The 16,837-nt window shown below is 45.0% G+C and carries 8 protein-coding genes; 5 read left to right on the top strand and 3 right to left on the bottom strand.

What is annotated here, in order from left to right:
* The first annotated feature begins 8 nt into the window (after positions 1-8).
* Positions 9-3,059: a leucine-rich repeat domain-containing protein gene (locus GGD38_RS13420; RefSeq protein ID WP_375300325.1), complete on the top strand. Its 3,051-nt coding sequence runs from the start codon at positions 9-11 to the stop codon at positions 3,057-3,059.
* Positions 3,060-3,177: 118 nt separating this feature from the next.
* On the opposite strand, the gene GGD38_RS13415 is transcribed toward GGD38_RS13420, so the two are convergent.
* The 3 genes from GGD38_RS13415 to GGD38_RS13405 all read right to left on the bottom strand — a co-directional run bounded on the left by GGD38_RS13415 (position 3,178) and on the right by GGD38_RS13405 (position 8,459).
* Complete coding sequence (locus tag GGD38_RS13415) at positions 3,178-3,852, bottom strand: hypothetical protein (protein WP_375300326.1); 675 nt, start codon at positions 3,850-3,852, stop codon at positions 3,178-3,180.
* A 172-nt stretch (positions 3,853-4,024) separates the two neighbouring features.
* A complete protein-coding gene (locus GGD38_RS13410; RefSeq protein ID WP_375300327.1) occupies positions 4,025-4,843 on the bottom strand; it encodes a DUF4292 domain-containing protein in 819 nt (272 codons plus the stop codon).
* An 88-nt stretch (positions 4,844-4,931) separates the two neighbouring features.
* Positions 4,932-8,459 (bottom strand): S8 family peptidase, encoded by a 3,528-nt coding sequence (locus tag GGD38_RS13405; RefSeq protein WP_375300328.1) that lies wholly within the window; start codon positions 8,457-8,459, stop codon positions 4,932-4,934.
* Positions 8,460-8,670: 211 nt separating this feature from the next.
* Between GGD38_RS13405 and GGD38_RS13400 the strand changes: the two genes are divergently transcribed.
* The 4 genes from GGD38_RS13400 (at position 8,671) to GGD38_RS13385 (ending at position 16,836) form a co-directional block, all read left to right on the top strand.
* Positions 8,671-10,914 carry a S41 family peptidase gene (locus GGD38_RS13400; protein ID WP_375300329.1) on the top strand — a complete coding sequence of 748 codons (2,244 nt, stop codon included), beginning with the start codon at positions 8,671-8,673 and terminating at the stop codon, positions 10,912-10,914.
* A gap of 244 nt (positions 10,915-11,158) precedes the next feature.
* On the top strand, positions 11,159-11,755 hold the full coding sequence (locus tag GGD38_RS13395; RefSeq protein WP_375300330.1) for an RNA polymerase sigma-70 factor: 597 nt from the start codon (positions 11,159-11,161) through the stop codon (positions 11,753-11,755).
* Between the two features lie 88 nt (positions 11,756-11,843).
* Positions 11,844-13,115 (top strand): FecR family protein, encoded by a 1,272-nt coding sequence (locus GGD38_RS13390; protein WP_375300331.1) that lies wholly within the window; start codon positions 11,844-11,846, stop codon positions 13,113-13,115.
* A 199-nt stretch (positions 13,116-13,314) separates the two neighbouring features.
* A complete protein-coding gene (locus GGD38_RS13385; RefSeq protein WP_375300332.1) occupies positions 13,315-16,836 on the top strand; it encodes a SusC/RagA family TonB-linked outer membrane protein in 3,522 nt (1,173 codons plus the stop codon).
* The last annotated feature ends 1 nt before the right edge of the window (position 16,837 follow it).

Genomic DNA, 16,837 nt, shown 5'->3' with positions numbered 1-16,837 from the left:
TGTAAAAAATGTCGAAACACAACCTGATCACAGAACAGGAAGCCAGCGATCGTTTTCAGCTTTTTACCTGCATCCGGGGCAAGTTTGGCAAAACCGCCAAATATTTGTTATATGAAGGTGATGTAGAAATGGAAGGAAGCGTAGATCTGCAGGTACTTTGCGCCAATGCGAAAGCCAATGGCGTAATTGTAGCTGGTAATTTAACGGTTACCGGTGTACTGTATCAACCCGACATAGATCATGGAGAAACTTTATTTGTTACCGGTAACCTGAACGCCAAAAGCATCAATAAAGGCGGCGCCGAATTTTACATAAAAGGCAACCTGGTGGTTGAACAAACCATTTATGGTTATTACAATCATGGCAGCCTGGTAGTAGAAGGCGATACCGAAGCCGTTACCATTTTTGCCGAAGATCATTACTTTAAATTTGGCGGCGATGTACAGGGTCTGGTGATCGATACCGGTAAAATAGAAGGGGTAGAAGCCGATTATAACACTACCGAACCATTGTTAGATGAATTGATCAAGAATGATCATTACAGCGACAGTGGAACGCTTAATAAATACATAAATGAAGGCCGGCATATTATCAATGCCGAATATATTTCCGCACTAAAACGAAATTGGAGCTTTGATGTGCAAAAAGATACTGCTGTAGCACCACAGCTTATCACTTTGCCCGAAATGAAGTACCGGTTCGACCTGAATAAATATCCGCCATTTGACCAATTTGAATTTGACAAGATCATTTTCTTCGATGGCAATGCGTTTATCGATGGCGATCTGAACCAGCAATGGGCCGAAAAAACGGTGCACGAACTGGGAGCAGATCCCGACCTTGATAGCGCACTCATTCTTGTGAACGGCAACCTTACTGTAGCCGGCGCTATTCATCCTTCTGATGAATGTTTCCCTTTTTTACTAGTATTTGGTAATGTACAATGCGACGTGTTACTTAGCGACGATGAATGTATTCATATAACCGGCGACGCCGATATTACCTATGCCTTTGATGGAAATTACAACGATGGCAGTATAGTAATTGAAGGAAAAACAAGGGTGCCCTATGTGCTAAATTCAAATCACAGTTCAAGGATAGATGCGCAAGGCGCCATTTTGATCAATTACTATAGCGATGCCGATGATTTTTTTGACTACGATTATACGGTGAAAGATTTTGAACGCGTAATTGTGTCGTCGGCCCTTGATACCGATGGTGGCTTAAAACCCGCTGTATTTATTAAATTATTGATGGCCGGAAAATCGCCGCTGAAGAAAGGGGCACGTCCGGCACGGCTGATAGTGGAGGAAGAAATAAAACAGTTGAGTGCAGCGCAGAGCGAGATCACTGAGTTAGACCTTACCGGAAAAAAGCTGAAAGAATTTCCTGTTGCGCTAACAAAGCTCACCTCGCTGAAGAAACTTATATTGAATGATAACTACATCGATAGCATACCCGTAGGCATAAAAGACCTGGTGAACCTTGAGGAACTGGAAATGGAAAGATGCGGGTTGAAAAGTATGCCCGATGAAATAGGATTGTTGCCTAATTTAAAACAGTTGAATGTTTCCCATAACAGCGGATTGGTATTGCCTGAAGGCCTTAACAACCTGGGCTCTCTTCAGGTACTGAACATCTCTTATAACACAGGGTTTGGCCTGCCGGCAAAACTCAATGGGTTAAAGAACCTACAGGAACTGAATTGTTATCAGTGCAGCACGGCAGCCCCTATTGAATTTCCGGTAACAATAACACAATTAACAGGGTTGAAGCGGTTGCTGATTGGCAGCAATTCTTTCCTTACCATTCCCGATAGCATCCTCAACCTGCAAAACCTCGAAGAGTTGAATCTGAATGCGAGCCTGTGTTATTTGAATTCATTGCCCGATCTGTTGCAATTAAAGAATTTGAAAACCCTGCATGCAAACGGGTTGATCTCCTATACCACAAGGCCAACGCCAAAGCAAACTTTGTTGAAGTCGTTCTTTTCAATCGCAGGTTTAGAAGTATTACACCTTGACCGGCATGGTGAGCGAAAGGAAAAGTTCATTAAGATGAACGATTTTGAGGAAATGGAAAAGAACCTGGCGCATGATCCTGAGCGGTTGGCAGAACTGGCCTCAAAAGTAGGCAGGGCGCCGAACATCGTACATGGCGATGGCAAAAAGGGTACGTTACGCGAAGCCCTGAAACCTGAGCATTTGGAAGGTATTTCCCAATTGCAAAACCTGAAAATGCTCGACCTTTCATTTAACGGTCTTACCAGTTTACCTGAGGAGATCTTTGCATTGAAGGGTCTGCAATTCCTGAACCTTCAATACAATGCACTGCCCATCAGTGAGCGATTAAAGATCGGTAAGCAGTTGCCGGGTTGTACCATCGACTTCAGGGATAACCGTACCGATGATACAGCCGATGCTGAAGATGCAAAGCAATGGCAGGCCATGAACACCGCCATAAAAGAGGCCAATGCGCTCATGGGCGCCAAAAGCGACAAAGAGAAACTACAGCAATCGTTAAAGAAATACGATGAAGTGCTGGCGTTTTTCAGCTCGGGCAAAGTGGTTGATGAATACAATTTACTGTATGCCCATTATGGAAAGGCATATGCATACTATCACCTTGCTGCCAATCATACAGGCAGTATTTCGGCTGAAGATATGCTGGCGCTAAACCAGGCTGCCATTCAACATGGATTGCGCACGCTTGAGTTAGTACCTGCCATGATATGGCATTTTACCGACCTGGGTAAATTCCATGAAGAGGTAAGCCGCTTTGCAGCTAATATGGTAGCATGGAAAATGCATTTACTTGCAAGCGATAAAAGCGAACTGGAAAAAGCATTGGCCATCGTTCAAAAAGGGATAGACCATATTCAACGCGAAGAACACTATTACATTTACGATACGCAGGTACGTATACTTCTAAAACTTGAACGTAAAGAAGAGGCATACCAGATCGTAAAGAGAATACTGGCCCTATCGCCCAATTTTGGCGATTTTCAGGATCTGAAGCAGCATGCGGATTATAATGACTGGGTTGCTAAGAAACAATAAGTATCATTTCCCGACAATTCTAAAGAAAAAGTAACGGGTACGGATAATGAAAAACTCCGCAAACAGCTATCATACTATAAGTATGACTTATAAGTACAGTGATATTTTCAGTAACGCCTTATAGCATGCCCAGCATTGGTTTGCAGCTCACAAATTTGTCGATCATACTTGATGGATTGGTGCCGTCGAACTCATCAAAGCCAAGTATAAAGGCTGGAGCAGGCATAAAAAACCGGATAGCGTTGGTTACCTCTTCAAGATATTCCGTTGCGTATCCGTTCGTTATTTTGCTTGTTTTGATGGCTGTGTCCCAGTTGGTCGATTGTTCCGATTTCAGTGCCAGGAAGGGGATGATGAAAGGAACGTACTTGCTAAAGCCGGGATTTTCTTCGAAAGATAACCTTGAATCGGGCCAAACGTGCATCTCCTTAAAAGCCGATGAAGCGCCCATTGTGTAAACTGCCCGTTCGTTCTTGATGTTGCTGAACATTTCCTCCTTGTTCTTATTGACCGCCATTTTAATGAAGCTGTCGGTCCACACGCTTAATCCCTTGCTGTTAATAGTAAAATACGGGTGAAGAGCATTTGCGATACATACGCCACCTACACGACCAATTACCATTTGGTAAAGATTGTTGAAGGCCTGAACATCGCCCGAAGTTCGATTGGGATTGTTTGAAATGCCGTACAGGTAAAAAAAACGGAAATCTTCTAACTCGAGGTTGGTCTCACTTGCAAAAGAAGAAGACACTGCCTCTTCTTGCGTTCTTTTGAATAGACTTAACAAAGCCATGGTTCTTATTGGATTGGATTTTAACTAATAAGTAAATATATATCATATATCGTATTCTTGCAAATTATAATCGTTAAAACCACATATAATTACGGTAAAAGGGCCAGAACGGTCGTTCGTTGGCTGACAAATAGTGATTAAATGTAATGCATAGGTGTAAAAGTGACGTGTATTACAGCCTGCGATAGCCGCGGGGAATCCTAAATGGCATGCTTACCGGTTTGTTGAAGTCGAACTGTTTATACTCTATTTCTATATCAAGTTTCGTTCTTTCTGAAGTAGTGATGCGGCGGTAAGTGGCAAAATGGAACCCGTTCTTGATCTGGTAATCGCCATAAGTAATATCGGCTGTGCGGGCCCGGCCTGGTTCTATATCGTCCAGTTTACTGTGCTGAAGTATGTAGTTGCCTTTGCTTACGGTAAGAAAATGTTTGAAGATGTAGCCCATGCCTATGAGTGAAACCGATTTTTCGTCCATTATAAACGACGTGAAATTACTATCGAGGTACACCGGGTTGCCGATAAGCAGATTTTGCAAATGGATAAAGGTCATTGGCAGGTGCAATTTGCTTTGCAGGAATTCAATTGACCACAGGCTTACGGTATTTTCAATTTTATCGAGCACCTTAACACTGTCGGGGGTTATATAGGCGCGCATAAGGTCAACCCCAAACGGCCCCGAAATATTGATCCAAAGTACGCTGTCTTTTTTCATATTGATATTGGCCGTAAAATCATATTTCTTGCCGTCGCTGCTGCTTTCGTAATGCACTTTCAGTTTGGCAGTAAAGGTTTGGAAGTCGATGTGGTTTTTGTTGAGGGTGTCAAGCACTTCCCTTATAAGTTGAGCGCTATCGAAACGGGGAGTTACCACCGGCGCTGTTACTACGGTATCTTTTTTAGTGATGGCGGTTTGAATGGTCTTTACCGAACGGCAACTGGTTGTTGCTGCCAGAACTATAATAAATAATACTCCCTGAAAATATTTCATGAAATAGGATTTGCCGAATATAATATAAAAGTGCCATCCCGCACCTGCGGAATGGCACTTTTAGCTTTTTACTGTGAAAAAATATTATTTATTGAACGATCAGTTTACCGGTAATTAACTTGCCCTGGTGGTTTTGAATGTTATAGAAATAAGCACCACCTTCTTTTATAGGCAGTGTTATGCTTTGAGCCCCTTTGGTAAGGATCTGGCTAATTATTAACCTGCCGGTGGCATCCATAACCCGTAAGGTGCCTTCTGTTTCAACCAGGCTCACCTGAATGCTTTCTCCTTTGTTGATCACATTGGGGGCAATGGTTGTTACCAGCGCTTTATCCATTTGCAATAAGATAGACCGGGTATAATGTTCTGTACCATGATCGCTTATCTTAATGCGATAGTAATTATTGCCGGACAACGGTTGTTTGTCTTTATAATTAAAGGTCGTGTTACAACCGTTTGTTGCAGTGGTAGAACCGATGCTGCTGTAATTAACACCGTTGCTGCTTCTTTGAATATCGAATACCGGCTCGCTGTTCTGGCAGCTGATCTTCCAGTTAAGCACGTTGGCTGCATCCTTTTGATAACCACTAAAGCTTTCAACATACAGGGGTAGAGCGATAATGTCGGTTTGAACGAAAAATCCGCTAAACCCGCTTACTGTGAAACTAACTTCCCATCTATTGGCGGTTGTGTTCCATACAATGTCGTTATCATCGGGATTTATAGTAATGGGAGTGCCACTATACGAGGCCGGTAAGCCGCTGCCATCGCTGCTGCTGCCTGCATATTTTGTTATAAACAGGTTGGCCTTGCCTGCATTATCGGCGGGGCCGGTGGGCAGGTTAAGGGTGCTGTTGGGGTCTGCATTAAAGGCGTCGAACTCGGCCTGGGTAAAGTATAAGGTTACTCTGCCTGTGGCTGTTGTTGCATCAACTTTCGGCGTTAACTGGTAATGCCGGGCCACAAAGGGTTTGCCACCCACTTGTGGTACGCTCGATTCAATCCATACATTAGCAGTAGCCGAATCACTGATGGGGTTGGCGCCGGCAGGAGATAGTTGTGCTATCAACTGACAGGTGTTATCAACAAACAGGTTGGTGGCCGATATTCTTATTTTGTCCTCTGTATTGTTCATAGCAAGGCCCGCGGCCAGCTGGTCGTTGGTATATACTACAGAGCGTATTTTATAGTCCTGTGCAGCGGTTCCCCAGCTGGCTCCGCCATTGGTTGAAATAAGAGTGCGCAGATCAACATTGACCGCATCATAGCGGAAGCTCCAGTTGACAGCGCTTGATGGATTGCGGTAAATTACCATAAAATAATCAACGCCGCTGGTAACGGGGATATTCAAACTGCTAAGGTCAATATAGTTCCATGTATATAATGAAAGGGCTGTGTCGGCCACATTCATGGAGCCCAGCAGGGCGCCGGGCGTACCGCTGTTATTGGCGCGCACTTCCACAACTATTGGCGCTTTTGTAAACGAAGGGTGATAATAGGCGCCAGCCACTTTGCCACTTATATCAGGGGTAATGCGAACCGCCACGCGTTGCGTGTTCAATGTTACAGATAGGTCCTGGTTCGTTATCGTGGAAGCATCGTATTGATAGGTTTTACGGTCAACCGGGGCGCAGGTAAACGTTGAACTGGCAGCTTTGAAAATATCCAGCTTGCCATAGCCATACGTAGTGTTAGGGGTAGCGCCTGGTTGCGCGGTCATTACATCGGTTGCGGTATTTGAGAAAAGCGCATTGCGCAATTGTGAAACCGTGGCCGCCGGGTTGGCTTGTAACAGGAGCGCCACAGCGCCGGTAACAACGGGACAGCTCATACTGGTGCCCTGGTTCTTACGGTACCTGCCCGGATAAATAATATCGTTTGGAGGCGGTACGCTGTTCGATGAAAGGGCTGAGATAACATATTGCCCGGTGGCGGTGATCTCAGGTTTCAATACGCCATCGCGCCGGGGACCATGACTGCTGAAGCTGGCAATAGAATCCATTCTGGCTACCGTTCCATAAGAGCCGCCATTGCCCTGGTAGGTGAACCAGCTGGGACGGGCTACATACGCGCCAACGGTAATGGCGGAATTGGCGTTCCCCGGTGAACCAACCAAATATTCATTGTCGGCGCCGGATACAGTTGTGGCAGCAAAGTCTGGATTCTTATAGTACAACCAGCCATGCAGAGGCTGGTTGATAGCAGTATTATTAGTGAGGGTCAACGTCCATATACCGCCGGGGCTAACGGTAGTTCCGGCAACCCGCTTTACATAAACATCTATATAACGGTCGCCATTACCCGGGTCTGTTACATTGTAAACATAAATGGAAAAACCGTTGCTCAACACGTTGGCTGTAACCGACTGCCCGGCGTTGGCTACTAATGCACCAGTGCCCGGTGCACTAAATGCGGCCGATACATTGCTGTTATCATTCAAATAAACCCGGTATTCAAATACATCGGTACCTGTAGTTACTGCAGGCACATTAAATGTTATTGCTTGCGAACCGGAAGCGGGAAGAATAAGCTGCGTATGAATGTTAGCGCCATTATCATTACCAGCTGAGATCACCACGGCCCGGCCCGCTGCTGAAGAGGTGAAATTATCAACCGCTATTTCATAATCACGGGTGCCGTCGTGGGGGCCATACTGGCCACCCAGGCTCATATTCATTACAACCGGTTTGCCCAGTGCTGTAGCCAGGTTCTTTAAATAGGTCATTCCATTGATAATATTGGTAGTACTGAATGAACCGTCGCCGCCTTTAATAACAACGATGTCGGCTTCAGGCGCCATGCCCGCATGTTTGCGGGTGAGCGGTATGGCCATGCCGTTACCGGCGGCTGTACCGGCAACGTGAGTACCATGCCCGTTTATATCTGCTTCGCGAACATAATTGGCAGGTGTGCCGTCCAGTTCATCATTGATCTGCGCCTGGGTGTATTCAACGCCGTAACCCATGCCGGCAGGTGACGATTCACCGGCAATTGGTGTAATGGTTTGGTCCCAAATGCGCAGGATGCGGCTTTTGGTTTGGTCATCCGGATCGCGAAAATCGGGGTGTTTCCAGTCGATGCCCGAATCAAAGATGGCGACAATTACGCCTTTGCCTTTGTAAACGGTATTGTTCAGTTTGCCCTGGTGTAACAGTGATGCGCCGGTACTGGCCACGGCAATGTCATTGTGCAACTGATCTACCGATGGCGCTGCTATATAGTTAACGGTAGGCAGTTTTGAAAGTTGTTCTATTTGATCGGGGGTAACCCAGGCTGTTACAAAATGCGGCAGCACTGAATTAATTACTACACCCTTGCTCTTAAGGGTGGCCACATCTTTCGTATAAATGATGCAGTCATACCGGTCTTCTGCCGGGCGGCCGGCAGTTACCACCACTTTGGTGGGCGTTAATTTATAAGCTGGTGAAAAGGTTTTCGGCTCCTGGCGCGCGCCCGGCGCCGTGGGCGCAAATGTAAACCGGAAAGCGGGATCTATCTTGTCTTCCGGCGCTTTGTTTTGCGCATAACCCGAAGCGTAGATCAAAAAACTAAGCATACAAATAAGGGCCGGGCGAAGGCCCGCAGGCATAGCCCCATTAGGGGTAGAATTTCTCATGAAACCAAGGTTTTATTGTTATTGGTATAAGGCGAAAGGAAATTAAAGAAAACTTCGTTTATACGAGCGTTATTTTTTGGTATGTTAGTTAATTGCTATGTGTTGGTTTCATGATAGGATAAATTAAAAATATATTTCCATATCCATTCTGCTTATTCCTAATTCGCTTAATATTATGCATAATTGTTTGCCTAAATCCCCGCTTACATATATGAAAAGCTTTCCTATTCTAACAATGCTTTGCGCATTCGCTGCCATGGCCTATGGCCAGGCCACCAACCAACAAACTGAATATAATTTAGGGTTTGAAAAAATAAATAGTGCCAGTGGTTTTGCCGAAATGTGGAGCAGAGCCGGGGTTGGCTATAACGTAACCATTGATACAGTTGAAAAACATGGTGGCACTGCCTCGCTTATGATGGAGCTAAAAGGCGCCCGGGTTGGCAATTCGTTTGGTTTTTGCGGTTATACCTTACCAACCATGTATGAAGGGAAAGAAATTGAACTGCGGGGCTGGTTGAAACTGCAGGATGTAAAGGATGGCCAGGTGGGGCTTATGCTTCGCATAAACGGAGAAGATGGTAAAACCTTACAGTTCGATAATATGCAGGGCCGGAATATACAGGGTACCCGCGACTGGGCAATGTATTCGGTAAAATTGCCCCTGCCCGCAGATGGTAAAAAGATCAGCATTGCAGGTTTGTTAATAGGAACAGGTAAAGTTTGGGCCGACGATCTTGAATTGCTTATTGACGGAAAAGATATTTCCCAGGCAAAAATTAAAATTATTAAACCATTCAAAGCAGACGAGGATAAGGAGTTTGATAAGGGTTCTAAGATCGCCTCCATTCCGCTCGATGCCCGCCGCATAAACGACCTGGCTGTATTGGGCAAAGTATGGGGTTATGTAAAATATTATCACCCTGCGGTGTACAAAGGCGAGCACAACATGGATTATGAGTTGTTCCGGGTATTGCCAAAGATCATGGAATGCAAAAATGATAAGGAAAGAAATGAGGTCCTCCTTGCCTGGATAAATCAACTGGGCGCCACAGATACAGTTACACAAAAACAAAAAGAAACGGCTGAGGCAAAGATAGTTCCCGATCTGAAATGGATGGAGGATGGTAAAACATTAGGCCAACAGTTATCGGCGCGTTTAACAGGTTTGCAAAACCTGCAACGTGAAGGCCCGGCCTATTACATAGGTATGGTAGACAATATAGGTAATCCCGAATTTAAAAATGAAAAAGCCTATAATCCTATACGCTACCCCGACGCCGGTTTTCGATTACTGGCATTATACCGTTACTGGAATATCATTCAGTATTTCTTTCCTTATAAACACCTTATAGAAGAAGATTGGAAAAAGGTATTGGCTGAATTTATTCCAGCCTTTGTAAATGCATCTAATGAGCAGGAATATGCCCTGGCGCTTTTGTCACTGATAACAAGAGTGAACGATACCCATGCCAATATCTATGGCTCTTCGCCGGCCCTGGAAAAATTTAAGGGCATCTATTATGCGCCTGTTCAGGTAGCATTTATTGAAAACAAAGCGGTGGTAACCCGTTACCTGATGGAGGTGGAAGGGCGCTCAACAGGTTTGGAAAAGGGCGATATAATTACCGCTGTAAATGGCGTAAGCGTGGAAGATCTTATTAAATCACGGCTGGCCATAACACCCGCTTCCAATTATGCTACCAAATTAAGGAACATAGCCAATGACCTGTTAAGAGGGGCCGACAGTACAATGAGCCTTACGTACCAACGTGGAAAAGCAACCGGCACCGTTAAGATAAGCTGCTACCCGCGGCAACAGGTGCATGCTAATTATGAAATAAAAGATACCTGTTTCAAATACGTAACACCCGATATCGCTTATATGTATTTGGGCACTATTAAGAAAAATTATTTCGCTAATGTGATGCCCGGCTTTTTAAAAACAAAAGGTCTTATCATTGATCTTCGTTGCTACCCATCAGATTGGGTGGTGTTTATACTGGGCGGTTACCTTATGCCTACAACCACTCCATTTGTTAATTTTACCACCGGCAGTATGGCCAACCCGGGTTATTTTTATTTCAACACAAATTTAAATATAAGTGAAAAAGAGAACCCCGATTATTATAAAGGAAAAGTGGTGATACTGGTAAATGAACAAACCCAAAGCCAGGCAGAGTATTCAGCTATGGCATACAGGGCGGCGCCGGGGGCTAAAGTAATAGGCAGCACCACAGCCGGTGCCGATGGTAATATTTCGTGGTTTAGTTTACCCGGCGGCATTTCAACCTGCATCAGTGGTATTGGTGTTTATTATCCCGATAAGCGCGAAACGCAACGAGTGGGCATAGTGCCGGATATAACCGTTCATCCAACTATTAAAGGATTTACCGCCGGGCGCGATGAAGTGCTGGAAAAAGCGATCGAGATTATAAATAAGAGTTCCAAATAAAAATATCAATTTGAAATATAAACGGCTGATCATATTTAGTGTGGTCTTTTTTCAAATTAGCGTACGGCCATTATAAAACTGTAGGTGATCTTGTTTTACATAAAGACTATGAAGACACAACCGGTCATATTCTTTGGATCACTAAAAATGATTTTCCCCTTTAATAGTATAAAGTGAACTCAACTCTTTTTATTTTTAACCTTCTTAGTTGGTAAGAAGGGTATGCGTAATTTATAGTAAAGAGTTGGAAAATAGAGCATTACATAGTGATAAGCTGATCTTTGAGCGTATAGCCCAGGGCGATGCGCAGGCATTTGCAGCGTTTTACGAAGCATATGCCGTTAAACTGGCTGTGTATGTTGCCCGTTTTTTGGGCTCCGAATTATGGGCTGAAGAAATTGTGCAGGATACATTTTTAAAACTGTGGTCAATACGCGAAACAGTAGGGGAGATAGATAATCCGCCGGCCTTTGTTTATCGCATGATCGCTAACCGCGCCAAAGACCATCTCAAACGCCGCGAACACGAAATTAAGTTGCAGCAATACATGGTGCAAAACTTTCAGCAGGCCAATACCAATACCACACAAGATCAGTTGGATTATGAGCACGGTGAAAAATTGGTTCGCCAGGCCATTCAACAATTACCTGCACAACGGGCCCTGATCTACAAAATGCGCCACGAACAGGGGCTCAGCTATGAAGAGATCGCTGCCGAACTTAACATCAGCAAGCACACCGTGCGCAATATGCTAAACCTGGCGCTAAACGACATCAGGTCATATTTAGCAGACCACGGCGACTTTACCGGCGTGCTTGTTCTTCTCCTTTTCTTAAAATAATTTTTAAATAATTATTAAATCGTTTGGTACTTCCCTTTCTGCCAATCGTCATTAAAGGCGAATGGGTGTACCCACGCTCATTTTAACTATGGCTGCAAATAGTGAACATATAATTAGTTTACTGGAGAAGTATTCTGCCAAACAGGCTACAAAGGCTGAAATTGATCAGTTGTTTACCCTGTTGCGTTCGGGCAATTACGATGAAAGTATTGTATCATATATAGAGGACCAGTTAAAAACTTTTGAGCCCGATAATGCGGATGATATTGCCTTTTGGCAAAACAGGCTGCAGGGTGGCGCGCAAAGGATCACCGGCACAGTTACCGAATTACATGTTGAGCCGCGCCCCGCACACCGCGTGCACTTCCTGCGTAAATGGGGCTGGGCCGCTGCAGCTGTTGTTATTGGGCTTAGTATTGGCGTTTATTTCTGGAAAGCAAATATTAAAGAACCTGCGCCACCCACTGTTGCCGTAAATTCAACCGTTGTACCCTATGGTAAAAACGGGGCGGTGCTTGCGCTGTCCGATGGAAAATTTGTAGATCTTGATAGTCTTCAAAATGGTTTCGTTGCTGATCAAAGCGGTACCCACGTATCATTAAAAGACGGCGCATTGGCATATGACGCATCAGGTGCAGTTAACGGCAAAATTATTTATAACAGTGTTTATACACCTTATGGCCGTCAGTGCCAGATAACGTTGCCCGATGATACCAAAGTTTGGCTGAACGCCGGCAGCACAATACATTTCCCTACTGCATTCGTAGGCAAAGAACGTGTGATAAGCATACGGGGCGAGGCATATTTTGAAGTGGCAAAAAATGCCGCCATGCCATTTATTGTTACAATGGAACTTCCTCAAACCGCTGAAGGCGGCTGGCCCCGGCTTGCCCGCATAGAAGTATTGGGAACCCATTTCAATGTAAACAGTTATGGTATAGATGTGGAAACAACCTTGCTGGAAGGCTCATTGAAAGTAGTGAATGATGGATTCTATATTTATGAAGATTACAGGAAAAAAGATTATAAAAGGAAGCAGGATTCTGTAATACTTAAACCTGGTGAGCAATCTATTTCAGACGGTGTTACCAAATTAAAAGTTGACCATGCAGCCGATATAGATAAAGTGATGGCCTGGAAAAACGGGTTGTTCGTTTTTGACGGGGCTTCGTTCAACGACATTATCAATGAACTGGAGCGCTGGTATGATGTGCAAATTGTTTTTGAGAAAGGAGCGCCCAAAATTGAATTTGAAGGTAAACTTACCCGCGATGTTCCCTTAATCGATTTGTTGCGCATGTTTGAAAAATCAGATATACATTTTCGTAGAGAAGACAAGAAGCTAATTGTGATGCCATAGAGACCACTGAAAACCTTTCACACACACTAATCAATTGTAACGAAGCTTGTAATAGCCGTGCATACGTGCTATAACAAATAAATAATGGACATACCTGAAAAAACAAACCGGAAGTGTTTGCACCACCTCCGGCGATGTTCGGGTTGATCCAAATGAGTGTCTATTATCATTATTTAACAACCAAAACAGTTCACAATTTATGCAAAAAACTGCTGATTGTGGCCTGTCCTGCCCGGTTGCCTTTACAGGTAAACCGGCTTATGCCCCTTTGCCGGTGCATAAGCGAACAGGACGCCGCAACATCGCCAAAATTCTGCTGGTTATGAAATTGACCATGATTCTACTAACTGCGGCTTTGGTTCAGGTACATGCAGCCGGTCTGGCCCAAAGCGTAACAATGTCGGGGAAAGGCCTTAGCCTGAAACAGGTTTTCTCAACCATTGAAAAACAAACCGGCTATGTGGTGTTTAGCAAAAAAGGCACCCTGGCCGATATGAAGCCGGTTTCTTTTACCGTAAAGGAAATGCCCTTGCGCGATTTTCTGAACGCGGTGTTAAAAGACCAGCCGATTGAATATGTAATAAGCGGCAAAACCATTATGCTCACCCGCAAAGCGGGTACGCCCGCAGTAACGGTGCGCGAAGAGCCTGCGGCGCCGGTTGAAGAAGTGCAACGGCTGCCCATTACCGGGCAAATAACCGATAGTGCCGGTAACCCCCTGGCAGGCGCCACCATCGGTATTAAAGGAAGATCGGGTATGGCAACCACCGATGCCAATGGCCGGTTCAAACTGCTGGCCGAGCCCGGCGATGTGCTGGTTATAAGTTATGTAGGTTTTGCTACTACCACCTTTAAAGTAAAAAATGATACAGAAAATATTGTGCTCCCGCTGGTACGCGCCGCGGCCGTACAGGACGATGTTGTAATAACAGGGATCTTCAATAAACCCAAAGAAAGTTATACGGGCGCTACCCGTGTTATTACCGAAAAGGAGATCAAACAATTTCAGGGCCGTAACATTTTTGTTACGATTGGTAATATAGATCCCGCTTTTAATATAGTAACCAATAACAGCATCGGCTCCGATCCCAACCGGGTGCCTGAAATACAATTGCGCGGTACCCGCAACCTGCCCAACATAGATCAGTTTCAGAGTTACGGCCGGGAAGAACAAGTGCTGCGCGATCAGCAGTACCAGTATCAGGCGGCTACATTGAATGCCCCATTGATCATTATGGATGGTTTTCCCATTACCATGCAACGCATGATGGACCTTAACCTGAACGAGATCCAGAACATCACTTTGTTAAAAGACGGTTCTGCTACTGCGTTATATGGTTCACAGGGCGCCAACGGCGTTATTGTAATAACTACCAAACTGCCACAGGCTGGCAGGCTCAGTTTAAGTTACAGAGGAAGTGCCAACGTAAGCCTTCCCGACCTGAGCAGTTATCACCTGCTGAATGCAAAAGATAAACTGGAACTGGAAAGACTGTCTGGTTTTTACCAGAACCCAACCAAAACGGCGGCCGATAACCTTAAAATGGAAAAGTACTATAACGAGGTATTGAGCCTGGTTGATGCCGGTTTGAATGTTGATTGGTTACACAAACCCTTGCGTACCCAGGTCGATCAAAACCATTCACTTCGCCTCGAAGGCGGTGATGCCTCTTTCCGTTATGCACTGGAAGGACAGTACAACCACATCAACGGGGTAATGAAAGGCAGTGGGCGCGAAACAGTGAACGGTACTTCTACCATTTCTTACCGGTTAAATAAACTGAACTTTTCTAATAGCCTGCGCATCGGAAGCACCAAAAGCAACGAATCTCCCTGGGGCACATTTGGTGATTATGCAAAGCTGAATCCTTACTGGAGCCCATATGATGCCAACGGCAACATCGTGCAAACCTTTAAGCCATTTCTTAGTGAATATTGGGTACAGTCAGGAAAAGGACAGACCGCCATTGCAAATCCGATGTTCGATGCTACGTTGAACACCTTTAATAAATCGGCCTATACCAATATCTTCGAGAGCTTCCAGGTGGAGTATCGCCCGGTAAGCCATCTTACGCTGAATGGCGGTTTCAGCATTACCAGCAACCAGAGCACGGGTGATAATTTTAAACCGGCTTCGCATTCAAAGTTCTCGCAATCGGGTCTTGAATTTGCACGCAGAGGAAGTTATACTTATAGCACGGGAAAAGCCTTCAGCTATATTGGCCGTTTTTCTGCCAACTATTACAACCTGTTTGCCGGCGTTCATGGTGTAACGGTAGGTGTAAGCAGCGAGCTTACTGAAACAAGAACAACCAACTACTTTATAACCGCAGAAGGCTTCCCCGATGAAACGGTTGACTTTTTTGGCCGGGCGCTGCAATATCAACAGGGCGCTGGCCCCACCGGTTCCGAATCAAAAAGCCGTCGCCTGGGTTTGGTTGGTACTGCAAACTATGTGTATGATGACCGCTACTTTGCCGACGTTACCTACCGTGTTGATGGCGCTTCACAGTTTGGAAGTGCTAAACGCTTTGCGCCATTTTATTCCATTGGCGCGGGTTGGAACCTGCACAAGGAAAAATTCCTGAGAGACCTTCCTTACCTCGATCGCCTGCGTTTGCGTGGTTCATTTGGGGTAACCGGTAACCAGTCGTTCTCGGCGTACCAGTCGCTGTCAACCTATGCCTATATCATTAACGACCGCTATAAGAACTGGATTGGCGCTACCCAAACTACGCTGGGTAACCGCAATTTGCAATGGCAGCAAACCGATAAAAAAGATATTGGTCTTGAAACGCAGTTGTTCAATGACCGCATTTACATTCAGGCTGATTATTACCAGGAATATACGTCCAACCTGCTTTCTTCCATTGACCTGCCTTATTCAAACGGTTTTACCGATGTGGTAGATAACATTGGCAAGCTGGAGCAACGCGGTTGGGAAGTAACGGCCCGGGTAACCATTCTGCGTAATGATCGCAACCGTTTTTTGTGGTCGGTTACCGGAAATATAGCCCATAACCAGGATAAAATTGTGAAGCTGTCAGAAGCCCTGAAAGCAGCCAACGATAAAATTGCGTTGCAAACCGATTACACTACCAATTTGCCAAACAAGATCATTCGTGTAGGTGAATCGCAGAACACCATTTATGCGGTTCCTTCATTAGGCATTGACCCCAGTACCGGTAAAGAGGTTTACCTGAACCGCTTTAGGGATGTAACATACAATTGGAGCCCTGCCGACCGTATTAATGTAGGTGTGTCGCAACCTAAATATCGTGGTAATTTCAGTACGCTGCTGCGTTATGGCGGTTTTACATTCAACGCTTCTTTTGGTTACCGTTTTGGCGGACAGATCTACAACCAGACACTGATAGATAAAGTTGAAAATGCCGACAGATGGTACAATGTAGATGAACGCGTGTTCACCGACCGTTGGAAAAAGCCTGGTGATAAAGCTGCATTCCGTGGGTTGAACGAATTGTCGAAGATCAATGCCTCAAGCCGTTATGTGCAGGATGAGAATACACTCTTTTGCCAGAACATAAACCTGTCGTACGATATTACCAACCGCAACCTGCTGAGAAGAATGCACATGAAAGCGTTGAATGTTGCTGTCAATTCAGGTGAGGTATTTTATTTGTCAACCGTACGCCAGGAGCGTGGACTCGACTATCCGTTCACCCGGCAATTAGGTTTCTTTCTGTATGCAACCTTTTAAT

The organism is Niastella sp. OAS944 (assembly GCA_024809215.1).
Lineage (GTDB): Bacteria > Bacteroidota > Bacteroidia > Chitinophagales > Chitinophagaceae > Niastella.
The sequence above is the reverse complement of the archived record's forward strand: the minus strand, read 5'-3'. Positions and strand labels throughout refer to the sequence as shown.

What these genes read in the sequence shown, in the direction of transcription:
- GGD38_RS13415 (WP_375300326.1), bottom strand. Translation starts at nt 3,852, where the DNA reads ATGGCTTTGTTAAGTCTATTCAAAAGAACGCAAGAAGAGGCAGTGTCT.
- GGD38_RS13400 (WP_375300329.1), top strand. Translation starts at nt 8,671, where the DNA reads ATGAAAAGCTTTCCTATTCTAACAATGCTTTGCGCATTCGCTGCCATG.
- GGD38_RS13420 (WP_375300325.1), top strand. Translation starts at nt 9, where the DNA reads ATGTCGAAACACAACCTGATCACAGAACAGGAAGCCAGCGATCGTTTT.
- GGD38_RS13410 (WP_375300327.1), bottom strand. Translation starts at nt 4,843, where the DNA reads ATGAAATATTTTCAGGGAGTATTATTTATTATAGTTCTGGCAGCAACA.
- GGD38_RS13405 (WP_375300328.1), bottom strand. Translation starts at nt 8,459, where the DNA reads ATGAGAAATTCTACCCCTAATGGGGCTATGCCTGCGGGCCTTCGCCCG.
- GGD38_RS13385 (WP_375300332.1), top strand. Translation starts at nt 13,315, where the DNA reads ATGCAAAAAACTGCTGATTGTGGCCTGTCCTGCCCGGTTGCCTTTACA.
- GGD38_RS13390 (WP_375300331.1), top strand. Translation starts at nt 11,844, where the DNA reads ATGGCTGCAAATAGTGAACATATAATTAGTTTACTGGAGAAGTATTCT.